Annotated in this window: 21 protein-coding genes; 16 read left to right on the top strand and 5 right to left on the bottom strand. The window is 63.4% G+C overall.

The genetic code is table 11. From position 1 onward, the window contains the following. Positions 1-12: 12 nt before the first annotated feature. Positions 13-543: an inorganic diphosphatase gene (locus AC04SH_RS16585; protein WP_488575827.1), complete on the bottom strand. Its 531-nt coding sequence runs from the start codon at positions 541-543 to the stop codon at positions 13-15. A gap of 124 nt (positions 544-667) precedes the next feature. Here AC04SH_RS16585 and AC04SH_RS16580 point away from each other — a divergent pair, with 124 nt between their 5' ends. From AC04SH_RS16580 to AC04SH_RS16535, 10 genes are all read left to right on the top strand, one after another. Then, positions 668-877, top strand: coding sequence for a hypothetical protein (locus AC04SH_RS16580; RefSeq protein ID WP_488575826.1), 210 nt, complete (start codon positions 668-670; stop codon positions 875-877). Between the two features lie 133 nt (positions 878-1,010). After that, on the top strand, positions 1,011-1,520 hold the full coding sequence (locus tag AC04SH_RS16575; RefSeq protein ID WP_488575825.1) for a YciE/YciF ferroxidase family protein: 510 nt from the start codon (positions 1,011-1,013) through the stop codon (positions 1,518-1,520). Between the two features lie 103 nt (positions 1,521-1,623). Continuing rightward, positions 1,624-2,145, top strand: coding sequence for a DUF6894 family protein (locus tag AC04SH_RS16570; RefSeq protein WP_488575824.1), 522 nt, complete (start codon positions 1,624-1,626; stop codon positions 2,143-2,145). Positions 2,146-2,179: 34 nt separating this feature from the next. Continuing rightward, positions 2,180-2,788 (top strand): cysteine hydrolase family protein, encoded by a 609-nt coding sequence (locus tag AC04SH_RS16565; protein ID WP_488575823.1) that lies wholly within the window; start codon positions 2,180-2,182, stop codon positions 2,786-2,788. A gap of 15 nt (positions 2,789-2,803) precedes the next feature. Beyond that, positions 2,804-3,442 (top strand): DUF6766 family protein, encoded by a 639-nt coding sequence (locus AC04SH_RS16560; protein ID WP_488575822.1) that lies wholly within the window; start codon positions 2,804-2,806, stop codon positions 3,440-3,442. An 82-nt stretch (positions 3,443-3,524) separates the two neighbouring features. Next, entirely contained in the window at positions 3,525-3,743 is a 219-nt protein-coding gene (locus AC04SH_RS16555; protein WP_488575821.1) for a hypothetical protein, read from the top strand. A gap of 214 nt (positions 3,744-3,957) precedes the next feature. Further along, positions 3,958-4,722 carry a DUF4142 domain-containing protein gene (locus tag AC04SH_RS16550; protein WP_488575820.1) on the top strand — a complete coding sequence of 255 codons (765 nt, stop codon included), beginning with the start codon at positions 3,958-3,960 and terminating at the stop codon, positions 4,720-4,722. A 33-nt stretch (positions 4,723-4,755) separates the two neighbouring features. Further along, complete coding sequence (locus AC04SH_RS16545) at positions 4,756-5,361, top strand: general stress protein (protein ID WP_488575819.1); 606 nt, start codon at positions 4,756-4,758, stop codon at positions 5,359-5,361. A gap of 83 nt (positions 5,362-5,444) precedes the next feature. Beyond that, a complete protein-coding gene (gene katE, locus AC04SH_RS16540; RefSeq protein WP_488575818.1) occupies positions 5,445-7,556 on the top strand; it encodes a catalase in 2,112 nt (703 codons plus the stop codon). A 39-nt stretch (positions 7,557-7,595) separates the two neighbouring features. Beyond that, positions 7,596-7,814 (top strand): hypothetical protein, encoded by a 219-nt coding sequence (locus AC04SH_RS16535; RefSeq protein WP_488575817.1) that lies wholly within the window; start codon positions 7,596-7,598, stop codon positions 7,812-7,814. Between the two features lie 39 nt (positions 7,815-7,853). Here AC04SH_RS16535 and AC04SH_RS16530 read toward each other — a convergent pair whose 3' ends face one another. After that, positions 7,854-8,999: an extracellular catalytic domain type 1 short-chain-length polyhydroxyalkanoate depolymerase gene (locus AC04SH_RS16530; RefSeq protein WP_488575816.1), complete on the bottom strand. Its 1,146-nt coding sequence runs from the start codon at positions 8,997-8,999 to the stop codon at positions 7,854-7,856. Between the two features lie 569 nt (positions 9,000-9,568). Continuing rightward, positions 9,569-11,419: a phospholipase D-like domain-containing protein gene (locus tag AC04SH_RS16525; RefSeq protein WP_488575815.1), complete on the bottom strand. Its 1,851-nt coding sequence runs from the start codon at positions 11,417-11,419 to the stop codon at positions 9,569-9,571. Between the two features lie 259 nt (positions 11,420-11,678). Here AC04SH_RS16525 and rsgA point away from each other — a divergent pair, with 259 nt between their 5' ends. Further along, on the top strand, positions 11,679-12,731 hold the full coding sequence (gene rsgA / locus AC04SH_RS16520) for a ribosome small subunit-dependent GTPase A (protein WP_488576038.1): 1,053 nt from the start codon (positions 11,679-11,681) through the stop codon (positions 12,729-12,731). 50 nt (positions 12,732-12,781) lie between these two features. On the opposite strand, the gene AC04SH_RS16515 is transcribed toward rsgA, so the two are convergent. Both AC04SH_RS16515 and AC04SH_RS16510 read right to left on the bottom strand, forming a co-directional pair. Then, complete coding sequence (locus AC04SH_RS16515; protein ID WP_488575814.1) at positions 12,782-13,030, bottom strand: hypothetical protein; 249 nt, start codon at positions 13,028-13,030, stop codon at positions 12,782-12,784. 239 nt (positions 13,031-13,269) lie between these two features. Next, entirely contained in the window at positions 13,270-14,454 is a 1,185-nt protein-coding gene (locus AC04SH_RS16510; RefSeq protein ID WP_488575813.1) for a Gfo/Idh/MocA family protein, read from the bottom strand. Positions 14,455-14,539: 85 nt separating this feature from the next. Between AC04SH_RS16510 and AC04SH_RS16505 the strand changes: the two genes are divergently transcribed. The 5 genes from AC04SH_RS16505 (at position 14,540) to AC04SH_RS16485 (ending at position 19,884) form a co-directional block, all read left to right on the top strand. Beyond that, the gene (locus AC04SH_RS16505) at positions 14,540-15,421 is read left to right on the top strand and encodes a MurR/RpiR family transcriptional regulator (RefSeq protein WP_488575812.1); all 882 of its coding nucleotides are present in this window, start codon (positions 14,540-14,542) and stop codon (positions 15,419-15,421) included. Positions 15,422-15,499: 78 nt separating this feature from the next. Then, entirely contained in the window at positions 15,500-16,282 is a 783-nt protein-coding gene (locus tag AC04SH_RS16500; protein ID WP_488575811.1) for an SDR family oxidoreductase, read from the top strand. Then, the gene (locus tag AC04SH_RS16495; RefSeq protein WP_488575810.1) at positions 16,279-17,814 is read left to right on the top strand and encodes a mannitol dehydrogenase family protein; all 1,536 of its coding nucleotides are present in this window, start codon (positions 16,279-16,281) and stop codon (positions 17,812-17,814) included. The genes AC04SH_RS16500 and AC04SH_RS16495 overlap by 4 nt, the downstream gene beginning before the upstream one ends. Before the next feature lie 35 nt (positions 17,815-17,849). After that, positions 17,850-18,764, top strand: a complete 915-nt coding sequence (locus tag AC04SH_RS16490) for a sugar phosphate isomerase/epimerase family protein (RefSeq protein ID WP_488575809.1) — start codon at positions 17,850-17,852, stop codon at positions 18,762-18,764. Positions 18,765-18,849: 85 nt separating this feature from the next. Then, positions 18,850-19,884, top strand: coding sequence for an ABC transporter substrate-binding protein (locus AC04SH_RS16485; protein ID WP_488575808.1), 1,035 nt, complete (start codon positions 18,850-18,852; stop codon positions 19,882-19,884). The last annotated feature ends 82 nt before the right edge of the window (positions 19,885-19,966 follow it).

Below are 19,966 nucleotides of genomic sequence, written 5' to 3'. Positions count from 1 at the left end.
ACCGGCCCATCGTCACGTGCGGGCCGCGAAGGCCTTCATTCCCTTCTTGATCGACTTGCGCGCTTCCGCGGCATCCTGCCAACCCTTGAACCTGATCTCCTTGCCCGTTTCCGACACCGACGAGCGAAAGAACTGTTCGATTTCGCGCCTGAGATGCTCGGGCACGCGATCCGCGACCGGCTCGTCTTCGGCGTCCTCCTTGCGCGGGCAGAGGATATAGCGGTCATTGCGCAGAGCCGCGCCGCCCCTCTCCTTCTGCTTGACCCGCAAGGCGCCCAGCAGGTCGCATTTGATGACGACGCCGGGGGCTGAGGCCGCCTGGTGGATGACCAGCCCGTCGAGGGGGTCTCCGTCCTCGCCGAGCGTCGAAGGGATAAAGCCCCAATCGTAGGGATAGGTCATCCCGACCGGCAGCGGGCGGACATAGGCGAAGGCCTGGATGGCCGGGTCATAGGCCATTTTGGCGGCAGCCCCGCGCGGAGTTTCGATCACCACTCTGACCAGGCCTTTGGTCGTGGTCGGCAGTTTCAGATAGTCGGGCATCGTCTTGTCTTTCGCGGGTGACTCCGCATGGAACTTCAGCCGACGAAGAATGTTCCGAAGGCAGGTCCCTGATTCCGAAGGCGGGCCCCTGATTCCGAAGGCTGGACTTGATGGAGATAAGCTGATGACGAGAGCTGCTTTGCACCTGCTGAAGGGCGTCGGCTATCTGATTTCCACCGCAAGTGTCGTCCTGCTTGCGATCGTCAGTTGGTCGAGCGCCTCGCAAAGTCCGCTGCTGGCCGCCTGCCTGCTTGGCGGCGCTGCGGCATCGATCGTCGGAATGTTCTGCCGGTGGCTCACCTATGAGATCGAAAAGCGCCAGGAGCACAAATAGCGCCAGCCAGCCTGCCCTTCATTCGACGCCGATTAGGCCGTCGCAGCAGGCGTCTGTTTAATCGAAATCCATCGGAACCTGTCCCGGATGCAAGAGTTGAGAGGAACCCACCCTCAAGAAAGGACGAACAACAATGGCACCGACAAAGGCATCCTCCAAAGACCTGAGCAACCTCTTCCACGACACGCTGAAGGACATCTATTTCGCCGAGAAGAAGATCCTGGCGACACTTCCCAAAATGGCCAAGGCAGCGCAGAGCCGCGAGCTGAAGGCAGCCTTCGAAAAGCATCGCGGCCAGACCGAAGAGCATGTTGCCCGGCTGGAGAAAGTTTTCGCCGTCATCGGCAAGAAGCCGGTCGGCAAGACCTGCGCGGCGATCATGGGCATCACCGAGGAAGGCGCCGAGATCATGGACGAATACAAGGGCGCGGCAGCTCTCGATGCCGGCCTGTTGGCGGCAGCACAGTCCGTCGAGCATTACGAAATCTCGCGCTACGGCACCTTGCGCACCTGGGCCTCCGAACTCGGCTACAACGATGCGGTCAACCTGCTCGAGCTGACGCTCAGCGAGGAAAAGGAGACCGATGCGGCGCTGACCCAACTCGCCGAGTCGGCGGTCAACGTCGCAGCCGAAGCCGCTTAAGCAAAGCAGCAGCGTCGACGGCACTTCACCGGCATCTGCTCTGGAGCCTCGATGTCACGCATCGGGGCTCTTCGCGCGCCCAACCAGCGATCGGAATTCTTCCATGCAAATATTCCGGACTGAGGTCGACGACACGATCGGGCGCGACGGTCAACCCGTTCGGCGCGTGGTGTTTTGCGGTGAAGGCGGCGAATGCGTCAGCGTCGACATGGCAAAGGCGCAAGCAGCCGAGAATGAGGGGGCGACTATCGAGCGGGCGAGAGCGGTGCTCGTGCAGACCGCCACCTTCGGTTTGGCGGCCAACGACTACGAGGCTGAAAGCAGCGGCAATTTCGACGAAGTCGCGGTGACCGCCGTCAACGACGAGAGCGGCGCGACCTACATTTTTGAGTATCACGATGGCGACGGCGTCCGCCAGGTTCCCGCCTCGAGGATGCCAAGTTTCGAAGCGGCCCGCCAGGAAGCCATCCGCTGTGCCGTCGACGTGCTGGCCGATCTGCAACCGGGCACCGACGATCTGTCGGGCTGGCTGGTGCGGGTGCTCGACGAGAATGGCGGCCTGCTCTGCTCGATCGACGTTTCCGAGGCGGAAGCAGCGCGCCAAGCCGAGGTTGCCGCGTTTTGAAAGCGGTGAGGATCCATGTAGTCGGGAGTTGAGGATGGCGGCGCGCGGCCTTGTTCATGGCCCTCTGGGAGAAACCTGCCTTCATCTGTGCGTCGACATGCAACGGCTGTTCGCGCCCGAAGGGCCTTGGGCAGTACCCTGGACGGAAAAGGTGCTCCCGGCGATTGAAGAGCTTGCTGGCAAACACCCCCATCGAACCGTGTTTACCCGCTTCATCCCTGCCGAGAAGCCCGGCGATGGAACCGGCATGTGGGCGCATTATTATCGACGTTGGGCGGACGTCACCCTTGCCAATATCGATCGCAGGCTCGTGGATATCATGCCGCGGCTGGCGCGTTTCGTGCCGCCCGCGACGGTGCTCGACAAGCGGGTTTATTCACCATGGACGGGAGGTCGCCTGGACGCTGCGCTGGCGGGGCGGGATGTCGACACGCTCGTCATCACGGGCGCGGAGACGGACGTGTGTGTGCTTGCCACACTGCTGGGTGCGATTGATCGAGGCTTCCGCGCGATCGTGGTGACTGATGCCGTCTGCAGCTCGGCCGACCAGACCCATAATGCGCTAATGGAACTCTACCGATCGCGTTTCAGCGAGCAGGTCGAGGCCGTTGCCATGCAGGACGTCTTGGAAAACTGGCACTAAGACAGGACCACGAGCATGAGAGCCTTCTTCCGAAACAACGGACTGACCATTGCTTTGAGCGCGATGTTCCTAGTCAGCGTTCTGGGCATGATCTGGTCAGGTCAGGCCGCGCATAACGAAGATCTCCGGGAGCACGGCGCGCCATTGGTCGGCCTGGCAGCCTATGTGACGAGCGGCGACTTCGTGTCTGCCCTGTTCGAAAATTGGGAAAGCGAATTTCTGCAGATGTCGGCCTATGTGATGCTGACCGCGATGCTCTATCAGCGCGGCTCGTCGGAGTCGCGCGATCCCGATGATCCCGACAGACCCAACGACCAGATCCGGTCGGCCATGCGCCGGCAGATGCCAATCCTGTCCTGGCTCTATTCCTACTCGCTGGGGATAGCCTTGACCGTACTGTTCATAACGTCCTTCGTCCTGCACTGGTGGGGGAGTATGGCGGCATCGAATGCCGAGGCGCTGCGCCATGGCGGCCAAACTCAATCGCTCGCAAGCTACCTCTTCGACGCAGAGCTCTGGTTCGAGTCTTTCCAGAACTGGCAGTCGGAATTTCTGTCGACGGCGGTGCTGGTGCTGCTCTCGATCGTCCTGCGGCACAAGGGCTCGCCGGAATCGAAGCCGGTGGGTGCAGCACATTCCGATACCGGTGACTAGGCAGGTCCGTGGCCTTCGGCCAATCATTGGCGGAACCGGCGGCTCGGATCTTTGTTTACGATCAACCCCAGGAGGATCGAACATGAGCGCGAACGAAAACCGTCGTGAGACCGGAGCCACCAAATACCCGGCACGGACCGGTCCCGACCCTTCGGACGATTTCTCTCAGGATGCCGCGGCCAACAAGAAGCCGCCAAGTGGCATGGGCTTGACCCGGCCTGTCGGGGATGTCGACGACAAGACGCATCAATCCGACGGGCGAAATCCTCCCAAGCCTGCCTCGCGCCCAGCCGGAAAATAGTCCGGCTGCCTGCATGAATAAAGCCCGCCTGCTAGGACATCTGACGGGCGGGTTCAAACAAGTTCGGCATCTTTACTGATCGCCGCGCAACGCTGCCCGCGCCATCTTTTCCGCTGACGTTGCGTCCCCGCCATAAACGTTCGCGCGGCGGAACAAAGCCCTCCGGTACTTGTTAGCCCCTCAGCACGATGTGTGCCTAACGAGGATCCTATTCATGAGAAACCGTATGCTTCTGGCTCTGGCCGCTGCCACTGCCATGACCTTCGCCTTGCCCGCTTTCGCCGCCGACAGCGCGCAGGATTTCGTCGACAAGGCCGCCGTCGGCGGCATGTTCGAGGTCGATTCCAGCAAGATCGCCGAGGGCAAGGCGCAGCACCAGAGCGTCAAGGATTTCGCCAAGAAGATGATCGACGATCATGGCGCGGCCAATGCCAAGCTCGAGACCATCGCCGGCGAGCAGAAGCTGACAGTGCCCAAGGAACTGGACGCCAAGCACAAGGCCGATCTCGACAGCCTGCAGACTGCCAAGGACGCTGTCGACAAACCCTATGTACAGTTGCAGCGCGATGCGCATTCGGAGGCGGTCACGCTGTTCGAGAGCTACGCCAAGGACGGCGACAACGCGCAGCTGAAGACCTTCGCCTCGGAGACCTTGCCGACGCTCAAGATGCATCAGGAGATGATCGAGAAGATCGCCGCCACCCGCGCTTCCACCACCGGCGAGGCTGCCCTAGCCACGAGCTCGACCACCCCTGCCGTGACCACGACGGACACCGCCAATCCGGCCGCTCCCGTTCCCGGCGCCAACAGCTTCACCGAGGACCAGGCCAAGGATCGCATCCAGAATGCCGGCTACTCCGATGTGTCGAAGCTGACCAAGGACGACCAGGGCATCTGGCGCGGCCAGGCGACCAAGGACGGCAAGAACACCACCGTCGCGCTCGACTACCAGGGCAACATCGTTGCCGGCACCAACTGAACCGACTGAAACCAGATCGAGGAGATCAAGACCATGAAAACCGTAACCGGACTTTTCGACAATTACGATGACGCTTCCGATGCCGTCGGCGAGCTGGAGGCAAGCGGTGTTCCGCATGCCGATATCAGCATCGTCGCCAACAATTCGGACGACTGGTACGAGGATGGCAACACCTCCAAGGCGGCTGAAGACGCAACCGGCGGTGCCGGCGTTGGCGCCGTCATCGGCGGCGCCGGTGGCCTGCTGACCGGTCTCGGCCTCATGGCCATCCCGGGCGTAGGTCCTGTCGTCGCAGCCGGCTGGCTGGCCGCCACCGCGGTCGGCGCCGTGGGCGGCGCGGTGGTCGGTGGTGCCGCCGGCGGCATCGTCGGCGCGCTGACCGATTCCGGCGTCTCGGAAAAGGATGCCCATGTCTATGCCGAGGGCGTTCGCCGCGGTGGCACGATGGTGACCGCCAGGGTCAGCGACGAGCTTGCCGGCGAAGCCGAGCGGATCCTAGGCCAGGCCAACTCGGTCAACCTGGAAGACCGCCGCGGCGCCTATGAAGCCGGTGGCTGGACCGGCTTCGATCCCAAGGCCGACCCTTACACCGACATCGAGGTGGAACGCGACAGGACGCGCAACGCCAGCCCGCTCTGATCATCGAAGCCCCGCCGCCGAAAGGCGACGGGGCTTCGTCTATCGACCACCCAGGATCCACTCGCTATCCAAGGAACCCGTCCATGTCCAAGTCTCCAAGCCGCGTCAGCAATCAGGCTGTCATCCACGATCAGAAGCTGGTTCGAGGCGAAGGGGGAGAATTGCATCAGATTGCCGAGGGCGACGTTCCCGTCCTCACCACCGCCCGGGGCGGACCGGTCTCGGACGACCAGAATTCACTGAAGATCGGCGCGCGCGGACCGACGGTGCTCGAAGACTTTCATTTCCGCGAGAAGATTTTCCATTTCGACCATGAGCGCATCCCCGAGCGCGTCGTGCATGCGCGCGGCTACGGCGCGCACGGCTATTTCGAGACTTATGAATCGCTGACCAAGTACACCCGCGCCGACATCTTCCAGCGCGCCGGCGAGAAGACGCCGGCCTTCGTGCGCTTCTCCACCGTTGCCGGCAACAAGGGATCGTTCGACCTGGCGCGCGACGTGCGCGGCTTCGCCGTCAAGCTCTACACGCAGGAAGGCAATTGGGACATTGTCGGCAACAACATCCCGGTGTTCTTCATCCAGGACGCCATCAAGTTTCCCGACATGGTCCACGCCGTGAAGGAAGAGCCCGACCGCGCCTTTCCGCAGGCGCAATCGGCGCATGATAATTTCTGGGACTTCATCTCGCTGACGCCTGAGTCCATGCACATGATCATGTGGGTGATGTCTGACCGGGCGATCCCGCGCTCCTTCCGCTTCATGGAAGGCTTCGGCGTCCACACCTTCCGCATGCTCAACGCCAAGGACGAATCCACCTTCGTCAAGTTCCACTGGAAGCCGAAGCTCGGCCTGCAATCAGTGGCGTGGAACGAAGCGGTCAAGATCAACGGCGCCGATCCGGATTTCCATCGCCGTGATCTCTGGGACTCGATCAAGGCCGGCGCGTTTCCCGAGTGGGAATTGCAACTGCAATTGTTCGACCAGGACTTTGCCGACAGTTTCGATTTCGACGTGCTCGACGCCACCAAGCTGATCCCCGAAGAGATCCTGCCGCCAATCCCGGTCGGCCGTCTGGTTCTCGACCGCATGCCTGACAATTTTTTCGCGGAGACCGAACAGGTCGCCTTCATGACCCAGAACGTTCCGCCCGGCATCGACTTCTCCAACGACCCGCTGCTGCAGGGCCGGAATTTTTCCTATCTCGACACGCAGATAAAGCGGCTGGGCAGCACCAACTTCACCCACATCCCGATCAACGCGCCGAAATGTCCGTTCCACAATTTCCAGCAGGACGGCCATATGGCCATGCGCAATCCGGTCGGCCGGGTAAACTACCAGCCGAATTCCTTCGGCGAAGGCCCGCGGGAATCGCCGCAGCGCGGCTTCCGCTCCTTTGCCGAGGCAGAGCAAGGTCCAAAGCAGCGCATCCGCGCCGAAAGCTTCGCCGACCACTATAGCCAGGCGCGGCAGTTCTACATCAGCCAGACGCCGCCCGAGCAAGGCCATATCGCGGCCGCGCTGACCTTCGAGCTCAGCAAGGTGCAGACCCCTGTCATTCGCGAACGCATGGTGTCCCACCTGCTCAACATCGATGAAGGGCTGGCCAACAAGGTCGGCGACGGGCTTGGTCTGAAGGCGATGCCGAAACCGGCCGATGCCGCCATTGCCACCAGACAGGATTTGGCCGCTTCACCTTCGCTCAGCATCGTCGCCAACGGCCCCAACCGTTTCGAGGGCCGCAAGCTCGGCATATTGGTGACCGACGGCACCGATGCCGCGCTGCTCAAGGCGCTGACCGCTGCATTAACCAAGGCCGGTGCGGTGTTCGAAATCATCGCCCCGAAGGTCGGCGGCGCCAAGGCCAACGACGGCAGCCTGATCGAGGCGCAGCAGATGATCGGCGGCGGCCCGTCCGTGCTCTACGATGCGGTCGCCTTGCTGCCATCCAAGGCGGCGATGGCCGATCTGGTCAAGGAATCCACGGCGCGCGATTTCGTCGCCGACGCTTTCGCCCATTGCAAGTTCATCGGCTATGTCGAGGCGGCACTGCCGCTGCTTGACAAGGCAGGCATTGCCGACAGCCTCGACGATGGCTGCGTCGCGGTCTCCGGACCCAAGGATGTCGCCGGCTTTGTGTCGGCCCTCGGCGTGCTGCGCCTGTGGGCGCGCGAGCCGAAGGTGAAGATGGCATAGCCAAGCGTGGCCCTGGTTGGCACAAGCAAGGAGTTCGACATGAACGATGACAGCGACCGAACAAAGGTCACAGGCAAGGCGTTGCGGGTAAACGACAACAGCGCGGGAGAGCGCGACGAAACTCCCTTGCCGGCGCCGACGAAGCCGCGCACCGATGCCGAACCGAACAAGGTGGAAGGCAACTCACTGCGGGTGAACGACAACAGCGTCGAGGGGGAAGAGCCCGCCCCTTCGCCGGTCCCTGCTCGCAAGGGATGAGTGTGGCGGGCGAGCCCGTAAGCTCGCCTTCGCCAAACGCTAGCGCATCAGCCCCGCTGCGCGCAGTGCATCTTCGATGACCTTGGTAATGCCGCCTGCCGTGCCGCGTGCGCTGGCAGGCCCCGGCGTGGGATCGACACGGACCGCGCGCGGCTTTTCCTTCGGCGCAAAGGGCTGCAACGCCGCGCCTGAAGCGGTCGCGGCTTTCACCTTATGTCGAACGCCCGGCTTTGCCAGATCCCAGAAGCGGGCGATGTGGCGCGTCGAGGAAATCCCGACATCCAGCATGAACGGCCCTGCTTTGCCGAGGCCATCGTCGCCGCTCGTCTTCAGCGGTGTGCCGTGGCCCATGCCGGCAATGGTGAATGTCTCAACGACGTCGCGTCCATCGCTGCCCGACCAGACTTTCCGCGTCTGACCGTCGACCTTTTCCGTGCGTGTCGGTCTCTCACCGACGCCGTGCACGCTTTGCCATTGCGCCAGCACCGCGTCCGCATTGGCCGGCACGACGGTGGTGTCGGCCGTGCCCTGCCACACCGAAATCCGTGGCCACGGACCCTTGTGCGGCGAGGCCGCCTGCAGCAGACGCTGCAGTTCGGCCCTGGACGGGCCGCCATGGCCGCGCATGCGGTCGAAGGCTTCGGGGATGGTCGAGGCGCTGCCATAGGCAAGCCCGGCAATGATCGCGCCGCCGGCAAACACCTCCGGATAGGCAGCCAGCATCGCCGCCGCCATGGCGCCGCCAGCCGACAGTCCGGTGACGAAGATGCGACTGCGGTCGAGACCATGCGTGACGATAGCCGCCTCGATCATCTGGCGGATGGACGCCGCCTCGCCGCTGTCGCGGCGGATATCGCCGGGCACAAACCAGTTGAAGCAAAGGTTTGCGTTGTTGGCGCGCCGCTGCTCCGGGAACAGCACGGCAAAACCCTGCTCCGCTGCGAGCTCGGTCCAGCCGGAACCGTGATCGTAGCCGGCGGCATTCTGGGTACAGCCATGCAGCACGACGACCAGCGCCGCCTGCCGCGGCAGGTTGTCAGGAAGATAAAGCCGCGCCCGCAAGGCGCCGGGATTGGACCCGAACCCCGTCATGTCGGACAGATGGTCGTCCTTGCTCTGCATGGAGCCGACAGGCCGGCCGCGCATCGCGCTGAGGCGAGCGATCGTATCGGACATATTTCGCAAATCAGTATCCTTGCGCGCCGGAATGGCAGTCGTGCACAACGCACTCGCAGCAATATCGTTGCTGCACTGCACAATAACAAGCTGCACGGCGGATTAATGGCCGATCATACAATCCGTTGTGCGACGCCGGAACCAACACTCAAAACGACAGCTGCCTGAGCACCTTCAACCGGCGCTTGCGCAACCCACGCAACCCACCGGAAAACCACCGGTTGCAGGGCCTTTGGCGGCACCGAAGCGGCGATGCGAAAGCGCTTTTGCGCCAGTTCCGCGATCACACCATATGAACCGATCCAACCTCTGATACCTTGTTCAGCAGCGGGACTTGTCCCGCTTTGGCCGGTGCTTCAGGCAACCCCATCCCAACCCCCCGCCCCCTGTGGCGCCGGCCATCCCCTCCTCTCGCAAGAAAGACAGCGCGCCCAGGCGAGCGATAGAGCAGTTCACCGTTTCACGGAAACGGCGACCCGCTCTAACTCCTTGTTTTGACGCAATTCCCAAGGGAAAGAGCTACGCGCTTTTCCCGGGAAAACCGTTTCACACTTTTCCTGGAATTGCTGTAACTCCGCTCACCTCTGCGGCGGTTTCTTCTTTTTCTTGGCCGCGGCGCGTTCCTTTTCGTCCGCGAACGGATCGGGGTCGGCGGCCGCTTGATCGCTCCACGTCCCGACATCCGCCTCGGGGAAGAACAGCTGCCGGCGATTGTTCTTGTAGTTGGCCTCCTTGAAATTCGGGCCGATCCAGGCGCCGGTGGTGTCGAGCTCCAGCCACTTGTTGTGCTCACCCGCCTCGGCATTGTGGTTGATGATGTCGCGCGAGCGGAAGTGGCGGAAAATGCGATCGACCTCGGTCATGTAGATGTCGGCGACCCGCGTGTTGCCACGGATCAGTAGCATGTTCTCGTCGTTGGAGGTCAGCGAGTTGGTGGAGAAATTCGTCGATCCCGAGCAGATCAGCGGATCGTCGGACAAGGGATCGATCAGCAGCACCTTGGAATGGATGAAAAAGACGTGGCCGTTGTTGGTGGGGCGCGCCAGCTCCTCTTCGACGAACCATTCATCGAGATCGGAATTGGCGATCGGCACCACCTTGGCGCCGCCCACCTTGTACTTGATGAAGGATTTTCCCAGGATCGCGCCGTTGGAGAAAGCGAGCTTTCCACGATTGGCCTTTTCGGCGGCGGTGACCTCGGCGGCCGGCACGTCCTCGAGCACCACCAGCCGCATCGCATCCCGCTTCTTGCCGAGTGCGGCGAGAATGGTCTTGGCCACATTGAACGGGATCGTCATCATCGCCAGCGTCGTGGTGTCGGTGATCCGCTGGCCGTACCAGTCGAGCATGTTGTCGGCGATGCGTGGCGAGAAGAATGCGGCGATCGATTTTTTTGCAATGACGTTCGGCGGGTTGGGCGTCAGCTTGGTCGCGTTCTTCAGCGCGACGCTGTGGGTCGGATCGACGGACAATTCCGTCCAGTAGTCGAGATAAATCTTTGCCGTGTCGGCGTCCGTCACCAGATGGCCGACATTGGTCTGGCCGAAAAAGCCGGTGTCGGTGAAATTGGTCGAGCCGGTCCAGACCCGTTTCGGCTTGCCGCCGACGAGCTTGACGATGAACTTGTTGTGCGGGATCGGCGTGCGCGTGCGCCGGGACAATACCTGCGTCTCCTGCCCCCCGTGGACCACCTTGTCGGGAAGCCCGGCCTTGCCGATCGCCGCGCGGTTGGCGTCGTCGTCCTTCTTGGTGTCGTGATAGACGATCTGGACGTCGACGCCGCGATCGAGCGCGCGTTTCAGCGCCCGCAGGATCGGCAGATAGGTGAACTCGTAAGCGCAGACCCGAAGCCCTTCGCCGGGGCCAGTTGCGTTGATGTATTTCAGGCAGGCTTCGGCCAGGCCGCGCGACAGCCACTCGGTTTCCGGATCGAGCAGCTTGCCGTCGTCGCTGACATTGTCCGTCATCTCCTCGGTCAGCCGCTTGTTGTGAAATTTCGTCTCGAAAGCGTGGCTGGCGATGGCGCCGCGGTTGAACCAGACGCCGTGATGCTCATTGTCCTCCGCCTCGGTGCGGATCGAGAATTCGAGCGTGTGGCGTTCCTCGAACGCATGGATGTCGCCATAGAGCGCGACGATGGTGAAATCATAGTCCGTATCCGCGAATGCCTTGTAGTCGGACCAGAGAAAAGTCTGGAACGGCTGCTCGCGCGACGAATAATCGTCCTCGGGGTCGGGATGCGGCACCAGATCCCTAAAATATTTGGTCCCGCGCAGCCAGGTCTGCTCGTGTCCCTTGATGCCGCGTTTGACCGCGAAGCCGAGCAGGCCCTCGCGGGACGCTTCGTCCATATCGAGTGCCAGCAACACGACACGCGTGCCGGCAACCGCCTTCACCTTGAGATGATCATTGCCCTTAGTGACACGCATGGCTGCTCCCAATGGCCGGAGTTGAATGCTGAACAATGCAAGAATTGGATGACAGCCTCGCAAAAAGACACTGCGGTGCTCCGGCATCTTACGCCTCGCAGCAGGTGCTCCATCTATGAATTCGCTCACGCTCCCAGCAGAACGGAGGCCCTCACGCTTTTGATGGCCCGGCTTGCCAAATCCCGCCATGCCGCCCATAGAACGGCTGGATCATTGCCCAGCCTCGAGAAGCTGTTGTGCGCGCCCATTTGCCAAGAATATCTCCGATGCCTGTGAAGCCGTCCCTTTGGTCAAAGCTGTGACGGCTACCCTCGCAAGCCTGGGCTGGACTGAGTTCTTCGGCGATCAACTTGAGGCCGATGAGGCAGACCTCGTCCCGACGCGCATCGCCTCGGTGCACCGTGACCGCCTGTCCGGCCTGTCCCAGGCAGGGCCGGCAGACCTGACGCTGCCGGCGAATGCGAACACCGGCGACTATGCCGTCGGCGACTGGGTGCTTGTCGCGCCCCACACGCACCTGCTGCGCCGCCGCCTGACCCGCAAGACGGTGCTGGAGCGTCGCACCCAGGGCGGCAGGGTGCCGCAGCTGGCTGCGGCCAATGTCGACACACTGTTCATCGTCACCTCCTGCAATGCCGATTTCAACATCGCCCGGCTCGAGCGCTATCTGGCGCTGGCCAACGAGGCCGGAACGACGCCGGTAATCCTGCTGACCAAGGCCGACACGGCTGACGATGCCGAGGCGTACCAAAGCCAGGCTGCAGCCCTGCAACGGGGGCTGGCCGTGGTGACGCTGAACCCGCGCGTCGCCGATGCCGCAACCGCGCTCGCCGCCTGGTGCGGCGCGGGCCAGACTGTGGCGCTGGTCGGCTCCTCTGGCGTCGGCAAATCGACGCTGGTCAACACGCTGGCCGGATCGGCGCAGCAAGCGCCGCAACAGACCGCGGGCATCAGGGAGCACGATGCCAAGGGCCGCCACACCACCACGGCGCGGTCGCTGCACGCCATCGCCGGCGGCGGCTGGGTGATCGATACGCCGGGCATGCGCACGCTGCATGTCAGCGACGTCGCCTCCGGCATCGACACGCTGTTTGCCGAAATCACCGAGCTCGCCCCACTGTGCAAGTTTCGCGACTGCACCCATGTTCACGAACCGGGCTGCGCGGTGCAGGCTGCCCTGAAGGCCGGTACGCTCGATCCCGAGCGCCTGGCCCGCTGGCGCAAACTATCCGAGGAAAACCAGGGCAACACGCCGGTTCAGAGCGGCCCGCGCGGCAACAAGTCCCCCGGCAGTCGCCCAAAGCGGCGTTGAGCGGATAAGGCATTCCAGAAAGAGGATTCAGGAAGCCCGGCGATGTGCCTTCAAGTGCCCGGCTTGCGCCCGCAGATCAGAACGTAGCAATCATAGAAGCTTATATAGTCGGGCGTACCCTTGTCCGGCCATTTACCGCTGTCGAAATGGATTTTGAGAAGGCTTCTGCATTGCGCCACCTTCGCTGCATTGCTGTCTGGAAACAGGGTGACCAGCAGGCTTTGCGGCGCGCCAAAGGAAAACGCCGAGAGAACGAGGCAGCCAAGACTGGCGGCAAGGAACAGTTGGAAGTTGCGCATTGTTACCGAATACGGTCGGGCCGGTGTCCTGACAATGAACAAGCCAAATCATGATTAACACATGCGTAGCAGTGTTTTGTTTTTATCCAGTAAAGCCTCCGAAGAGTACTTGGCACCCAGATGCAGCCAGGTCAGCTGAACCGCTGTAGCGCCTTCGGCAGGACAATCGCGTAGGGCAGCGCCAGTACGCCTTCAGCGATTGCATATGCCGCTAAACCACAGCAGCCCACTATCTCGCCTCACCCAAACCGCGCCGCCGTCCACACCCCACCCGCTGCATTCGACTCCACTGCCGCCGCGACAAACTTCACGCCGCGCGCCCCGTCAACCACATCCGGCACCTGCGCCGCGCGCGCCGCATCGACCACCCCACCGGACCGATGGGCGCGGATGATATCCGCGGCGTCGCGGTAGAAATTGGCGAAGGCCTCGATATAGCCTTCGGGGTGCGCCGCCGGCATGCGTGACACACGCTGGGCTTCCGCCGTCGAGCCATGGCCGCCGCGCACCAGCGTGCGGGTTTCCTCGCCATAGACGGAGAAGCGCAATTCCTCCGGCCGGCCGCCCGACCATTCGAGCCCGGCTCTGTCGCCATAGATGCGCACGGAGAGGTCATTGTAGTGGCCGGGCGAGGTCTGGCTGGCGAGGATCGTGCCGCGGGGCCCACCGGTCCAGCGCACCAGCACATGCGCATTGTCGTCGAGCCGGCGCCCGGGCACGGCGGTGAACAGATCCGCCGAAACAGCCTCGGCCTCGCAGCCGGAGATATAGCTTGCCAGGTTGAACGCATGCACGCCGATATCGGCCAGCACCGCCGATTGCCCGGCGCGCGCCGGATCGGTGCGCCACTCCGCCTGCTTCTGGCCTTCGGCGTCGATCGGCTTCGTCAGCCAGTCCTGGATATAGGCGCCGTGCACGGAAACGATCCGCCCAAGTTCACCCGTCGCCACCATCTCGCGCGCCTGCCGCACCATGGCGTAGCCGGTGTTGTTGAGGGTGACCACGAAGCGGCGCTTCTTCGTCTTCGCCAGCGCCACCAGCGCCTCGGCGTCGCTGAGCGTCGTCGACAGCGGCTTATCGCAGATCACGTCGATGCCGGCTTCGAGAAAGGCGGTCGCGATCGGCGCATGCAAGTGGTTGGGCGTAACGATGACCACCGCCTCGATGCCGTCCGGCCGCGCCGCTTCGGCTCGCGCCATCTCGCGATAATCGGCATAGCTGCGCTCCGGCGCGATGCCGATCTCGGCAGCGGAAGCGGTGGCATTTTCCGGGTCGGACGACAGCGCGCCGGCGACCAGAACGATCTGGTCGTCCAGCCGCATGGCGAGCCGATGCACGGCGCCGATGAAAGCATTGCGCCCACCGCCGACCATGCCGACCCGCAGCCGCTTGCCCGCCGATCCGTCCGATGTTGCGTAGACCATTTCAAGCTCCTCCCGGCAGACCGCTTTCGAACACGATTTCCAATTTTCATATTGTAAAACGATCGTATCGCGCTAGCCTGAAATCATGAGTGGGGCAAGCAAGGGACGATCGATCGCCGACGAGGCGGCGACGCGCAAGCGCGGGCGCTCGCTGGCGGCACTCGGCTACATCCAGCCACAGACTTACGAGGAGCTGCGCGCGGTGCTGTCGTCGGGCACGGTGCATTTCCCCAAGCGGCTGCGGCAGGTGGCGATTTTCCTGTGGCAGCATCCGAGCGATGTCGCGCTCGGCACCATCGCGCAGGTGGCGGCACAGGCCGGCGTGCAGCCCTCGACGCTGGTGCGCTTTGCGCAGATCTTCGGCTATTCCGGCTTCTCCGATTTCCAGGGCCTGTTCAAGGAGCACATCAAGGGATCATGGCCGGAAGGACGCGGCGAGCCGCGCACCGAGACCGAGCCGAACCTGCATTTCCTGCATGGCATGGTCGGGGCGTCGCAGGCCTCGCTCGGCCGCATCGAGACCGGCTTCGACGCCGCGAGTTTCGACAAGATGGTGGCGCTGCTGGCGGATGCCGAGCTGATCTATGTCATCGGCTCCAAGCGCGCCTTTCCCGTCACCGCCTATCTGTCGCTGACCCTCTCGCAGCAGGGCGTGCGCAACGTGCTGGTCGACAATGTCGGCTCCTCAGCGCTCGACCAGATCGGCTGCATCGGCACAAAGGATGCGGTGCTCGCCGTCTCCTTCAGCCCCTACAATTCAATCACTCCCGATCTGGTCGCGGTGGCGCATGAGCGCAAGGCGCGCATCGTCACCGTCACCGACAGCACCTTCAGCCCGCTGATCCCGCTGTCGGATGCCTGGCTGGAAGTGGTGGAATCCGACTTTGCCGGCTTCCGCTCGCTGGCGGCGTCGCTCGCTGTGGGCATGGCGCTGGTCCATGGGGTGGCGGCACGGCGCGGGGAATGAGCCGCCGCTGGCACAATTGACTATCGGGAATTACCGTTCCATATCTAGAAAAATAGAAACTTTGTTCCGGGAGGAGGAATGGAGATCCGGCTTGACGGCAAGGTGGCCTTGGTCACCGGGTCGACGCAAGGCATTGGCCGTGCCATTGCCGAGACGCTGGCGCGTTCCGGCGCCGCCGGCCTTCTCGTCACCGGGCGCGAGATAACGCGTGGCAAGGCCGTGGCGGCAGAGCTTTCGCAATTGGGCACGCCGACCATCTTCGTTGCCGCCGATCTTGCCGACCCGGAGGCCCCCGCCCTTCTGGCGCAAGCCTGCATCGAGCGCTTCGGCCGCATCGATGCCCTCGTCAACGCTGCCGGCCTGACCGACCGCGCCTCCTTCCTCGACGCCAGCCTCGACGACTGGGCGGCGCTGTTTGCCGTCAACGCGCGAGCGCCGTTCTTCCTGATGCAGGCGGCCATTGCCGACATGAAGACGCGCGGCCAGGGTGGCGCTATTCTCAACATCCTGTCGATCAACGCCCATTGCGGCTCACCGGAGCTTGCCGTCTATTCCGCCACCAAGGGTGCGCTGGCGACACTGACCAAGAACGCCGCCAATGCCCACCGCTTCGATCGCATCCGCGTCAACGGCATCAATGTCGGCTGGACCGACACGCCGGCCGAACGCATCATGCAGGCCGAGACTTTGGGCAACGGCCCCGGCTGGCTCGACAAGGCCAACGCCGCGCAGCCTTTCGGCAGGCTGCTGACGCCGACCGATATCGCCAGCCTCGCCGTCTTCCTGCTGTCCGACGCTGCCGGCCCGACGACCGGCGCGGTGATCGACCAGGAGCAAGCGGTGATCGGGGCGAACCGGTGAGTGCCTCCGCCGAGACACTTGGGCCGGGGCTGCTCGACCGTTTGCCGGCATCGGTCCAGACACCGTCCTACGACCGCACGATGCTGGCGCCAGGCATGGCCCATCTCGGCGTCGGCGCTTTCCACCGCTGCCATCAGGCCGAATACACCGACGATCTCATCTCGCTGCGCTTCGACCGCTGGGGCATCGTCGGCATCAACATCCGCCCGCCCAGCCTTGCCGAAACGCTGGGACGGCAGGGCGGGCTCTATACAAGGCTGATCCGCGAAAACAGCCATATCGAGGCACGCGTCATCGGCAGCATCGTCCGGGTGGTCGACAGCGAGGAGAGTGCGGCACCGGCGCTCGGCGTGCTGGTGTCGCCTGACATCGAACTGGTGACGATGACGGTGACCGAAAAAGGCTATTGCCACATCCCGTCGAGCGGCGAGCTCGACCTTGGCCATTCCGACATCGTCCACGACCTCGCCAACCCCGAGAACCCGCGCAGCGTGCCCGGCCTGTTGGTGCGGGCGCTGGAGCTGCGCATGGCCACGCATGGAAGGCCGCTGACGCTGCTCTCCTGCGACAACATTCCGACCAATGGCGTCATCCTCGGCAATGTCGTGCGCAGCTTTGCCGAACGGCGCGGCAATGGCCTGGCGGATTGGATCGCGGCCAATGTCGCTTTCCCCTCAGCCATGGTCGACCGCATCGCGCCGGCGGTGACGCAGGCCGACCTCGACAGCGTCGAGCAGTGGTTCGGTTATCGCGACGGCGCTGTCGCCGTCGGCGAGCCGTTCCGGCAATGGGTGATCGAGGAAAAATTCGCCGGCCGCATGCCGCGCTGGGATCTGGTCGGCGCCACCTTCGTCGACGATGTCACGCCGTTCGAGCATCTCAAGATGCGGGTGCTGAACGGCGCCCAGACGACGCTTGCCACACTCGGCGTGCTGGCCGGGCTCGAACACACATCGGATGCCATGGCCGACCCGCTGCTGTCGGACTTCATCAGGCGCATGCTGGTCGAAGAAACGCTGCCAACGCTGATGCCGGTGCCCGGCATCCTGCCGCTCGCCTATGTCGAGCAGAGCCTTGCCCGGCTGAAGAACACAGCTATCCGCCACCGCAACCACCAGGTCGCCACCGACGGTTCGCAAAAGATCGTCCAGCGCCTGCTCAACCCGATCCGCGACCGGCTGAGCCAGGGCGCCAGCATCGGGCTGCTGTCTGTGCCGGTCGCCGGCTGGATGGCCTATCTCATCCAGGCCTCTGACCGCTTCGGCAAACGCTGGCCGGTGTCGGATCCCTATGCCGATAAGGTCGCCGACATCGCCGACATGACCGGCCATGATGCGCAGGCGCTGGCGTCCGCCATCCTCGCCATCGACGGGATATTCGACCCCGGCCTCGCCGCTGACGAGACGTTCCGCGCGGCCGTCACATCGGCGCTGGGCGACCTGCTATCGGACGATCCGACGGCGGCCGTTCGGCACAGTCTTGAACGAGATGAGGTCGCACGGTTGAAGCGATCCAAACAATCGGCATTATAGGTTCCGGTCGTGAAGCCACGACCAGGGGAGGCACTATGAAACTTGGACTGCTGACCGCACCGTTTGCGGAGACGCCGCTTGCCAAGGTCGCCGGTTGGGCGCACTCCGCCGGCTTCGAGGCGCTGGAGATTGCCTGCTGGCCGAAAACTTCCGGCGCGACGCGACGCTACGCCGGCACCAGCCACATCGACGCTGCTTCGACCTCGCCTGCACAGGCCAAGGAGATCGTCGCCTCGCTGACGGAGAAGAAGCTGACCGTCTCCGGCCTTGGCTACTATCCGAACCCGCTGCATCCGGACCCTGTGCATCGCGAGGCCGTCATTGGCCATCTGAAGAAGGTCATCGCGCTGGCCGTCAATATGGGCGTGCCTGTCGTCAACACCTTCTGCGGCGGCGATGCCTCGAAGACCGTCGACGTCAACTGGCAGGATGCACTGAAAGTCTGGCCCGAAATCGTCGCCTATGCACGCGACCATGGCGTCAAGCTTGCCTTCGAGAATTGCCCGATGATCTTCAGCTATGACGAGTGGCCGGGCGGGCACAACATCGCCTATTCGCCGCAGGTCTGGCGCCGCATCCTGGAGGCCTGGGGCGGCGAGGTCGGCATGAATTTCGACCCCTCGCATCTGGTCTGGCAGATGATCGACCAGGGCCGCTTCATCAGGGAATTCGGTCCCTACATGCTGCATGTCCATGCCAAGGACCTGATGATTGATCATGATGGACTTTATGAGCGCGGGATCCTCTCGGCCGGGATAGGGTGGCAGGTGCCGCGCATGCCGGGGTTGGGCGATGTCGACTGGAGCGGCTTCTTCTCCGGCCTCTACCGCGCCGGCTATGACGGCTCGGTCATCATCGAGCACGAGGACCGACGCTTTGAAGGCAGCGATGATCAGGTCAAGCGCGGTTTCCTGCTTGCCCGCGACGTGCTGCGTCCCTTCGTCAAATGACGAGGCAACAACTTGGTTTTGATCCTGTCGCAATCCGGCGGGAGCAAAACCCTGGAACTGAAAAACAATGTGGAGGAGTACTGACATGAAGAAGATACTGACCATGGTCCCGCTGCTTGCGGGCGCTGCCTTGCTGGCCTCGATGGGCGTCTCGTCGGCCGAAGGCAAATACACGATCGGCATTTCCAACACCGTGCAGGGCAATGGCTGGCGCGAGGAAATGGTCTGCGCCATGAAGGCGCAGGCGCTGGCGTCCGGCGAAGTGACAAAACTCAACATCGCCCACCGCAACACAGACGCCGCCGGTCAGCTCGAAGACATCCGCAATCTGATCAGCGCCAAGGTCGACGCTATTGTCGTCAACCCCGCTGACCCCGCCGGCATCAAGGCGGGCCTGGAGGAAGCCACCAAGGCCGGCATCGTCGTCGTCGCCGTCGACCAGGCGGTCACCGAACCGTCGGCCTACATCATCTCCAACAACCAGGAGCAGTATGCCTATCTCGGTGCCAAATGGCTGTTCCAGCAGATGGGCAGCAAGGGCGAGGTGTTTTACATGCGCGGCGCCGCCGGCGCTTCGGCGGACTCCGATCGCGACAAAGGTTTCAAGAAGGCGCTGGCCGAAAACCCCGACGTGAAGGTCGCGCAGGAAGTCTTCACCGGCTGGCAGCAGGACCAGGCCAAGCAGCAGATGCTGTCGTTCCTCGCCACCGGCACGCCGTTCAACGGCATCTGGACCTCGGGCATCGACAACGTCATCGTCGACGCGCTGGTCGAATCGCAGGCGCCGCTGGTGCCGGTGGTCGGCGCCGACAATGCCGGCTTCGTCGGCCAGCTGAGCTCGGTCAAGGGTCTCGTCGGCGCTGCCGTCACCAACCCCGGCTCGATCGGTGGTGCCGGCGTGACGCTGGCGCTGCAGATCCTCGACGGCAAGAAGCCGGCACAGCAGACCGTGCTGGTCGACCCGCAACTGTGGGACAACGCCACCGACGAAGGCAAGGCCAAGCTGAAAGCCGCCGCCGACCCGTCGCTCAGCCCGGAATGGCCTGTCTCGATCTCGATCCCGGAGTGGACGACGTACACCAAGGAGCAGATCATCGCGTGCAAGGGGCCGGGGGAGTAAGCAGGTTTTTGCTGACGACTATCCGTCGGCGCTGCCCCCCGGCATCCTCTCCCCGTATAGTGACGGGGAGGGGACGCTCGTC

The sequence above is a fragment of the Mesorhizobium sp. CNPSo 4688 genome, assembly GCF_057784295.1.
The sequence above is the reverse complement of the archived record's forward strand: the minus strand, read 5'-3'. Positions and strand labels throughout refer to the sequence as shown.

Bases quoted from the DNA above. Each gene is read 5' to 3' on its own strand.
- AC04SH_RS16585 (WP_488575827.1), bottom strand. From the start codon at position 543: ATGCCCGACTATCTGAAACTGCCGACCACGACCAAAGGCCTGGTCAGA.
- AC04SH_RS16580 (WP_488575826.1), top strand. From the start codon at position 668: ATGACGAGAGCTGCTTTGCACCTGCTGAAGGGCGTCGGCTATCTGATT.
- AC04SH_RS16575 (WP_488575825.1), top strand. From the start codon at position 1,011: ATGGCACCGACAAAGGCATCCTCCAAAGACCTGAGCAACCTCTTCCAC.
- AC04SH_RS16570 (WP_488575824.1), top strand. From the start codon at position 1,624: ATGCAAATATTCCGGACTGAGGTCGACGACACGATCGGGCGCGACGGT.
- AC04SH_RS16565 (WP_488575823.1), top strand. From the start codon at position 2,180: ATGGCGGCGCGCGGCCTTGTTCATGGCCCTCTGGGAGAAACCTGCCTT.
- AC04SH_RS16560 (WP_488575822.1), top strand. From the start codon at position 2,804: ATGAGAGCCTTCTTCCGAAACAACGGACTGACCATTGCTTTGAGCGCG.
- AC04SH_RS16555 (WP_488575821.1), top strand. From the start codon at position 3,525: ATGAGCGCGAACGAAAACCGTCGTGAGACCGGAGCCACCAAATACCCG.
- AC04SH_RS16550 (WP_488575820.1), top strand. From the start codon at position 3,958: ATGAGAAACCGTATGCTTCTGGCTCTGGCCGCTGCCACTGCCATGACC.
- AC04SH_RS16545 (WP_488575819.1), top strand. From the start codon at position 4,756: ATGAAAACCGTAACCGGACTTTTCGACAATTACGATGACGCTTCCGAT.
- katE (WP_488575818.1), top strand. From the start codon at position 5,445: ATGTCCAAGTCTCCAAGCCGCGTCAGCAATCAGGCTGTCATCCACGAT.
- AC04SH_RS16535 (WP_488575817.1), top strand. From the start codon at position 7,596: ATGAACGATGACAGCGACCGAACAAAGGTCACAGGCAAGGCGTTGCGG.
- AC04SH_RS16525 (WP_488575815.1), bottom strand. From the start codon at position 11,419: ATGCGTGTCACTAAGGGCAATGATCATCTCAAGGTGAAGGCGGTTGCC.
- AC04SH_RS16515 (WP_488575814.1), bottom strand. From the start codon at position 13,030: ATGCGCAACTTCCAACTGTTCCTTGCCGCCAGTCTTGGCTGCCTCGTT.
- AC04SH_RS16510 (WP_488575813.1), bottom strand. From the start codon at position 14,454: ATGGTCTACGCAACATCGGACGGATCGGCGGGCAAGCGGCTGCGGGTC.
- AC04SH_RS16505 (WP_488575812.1), top strand. From the start codon at position 14,540: ATGAGTGGGGCAAGCAAGGGACGATCGATCGCCGACGAGGCGGCGACG.
- AC04SH_RS16500 (WP_488575811.1), top strand. From the start codon at position 15,500: ATGGAGATCCGGCTTGACGGCAAGGTGGCCTTGGTCACCGGGTCGACG.
- AC04SH_RS16490 (WP_488575809.1), top strand. From the start codon at position 17,850: ATGAAACTTGGACTGCTGACCGCACCGTTTGCGGAGACGCCGCTTGCC.
- AC04SH_RS16485 (WP_488575808.1), top strand. From the start codon at position 18,850: ATGAAGAAGATACTGACCATGGTCCCGCTGCTTGCGGGCGCTGCCTTG.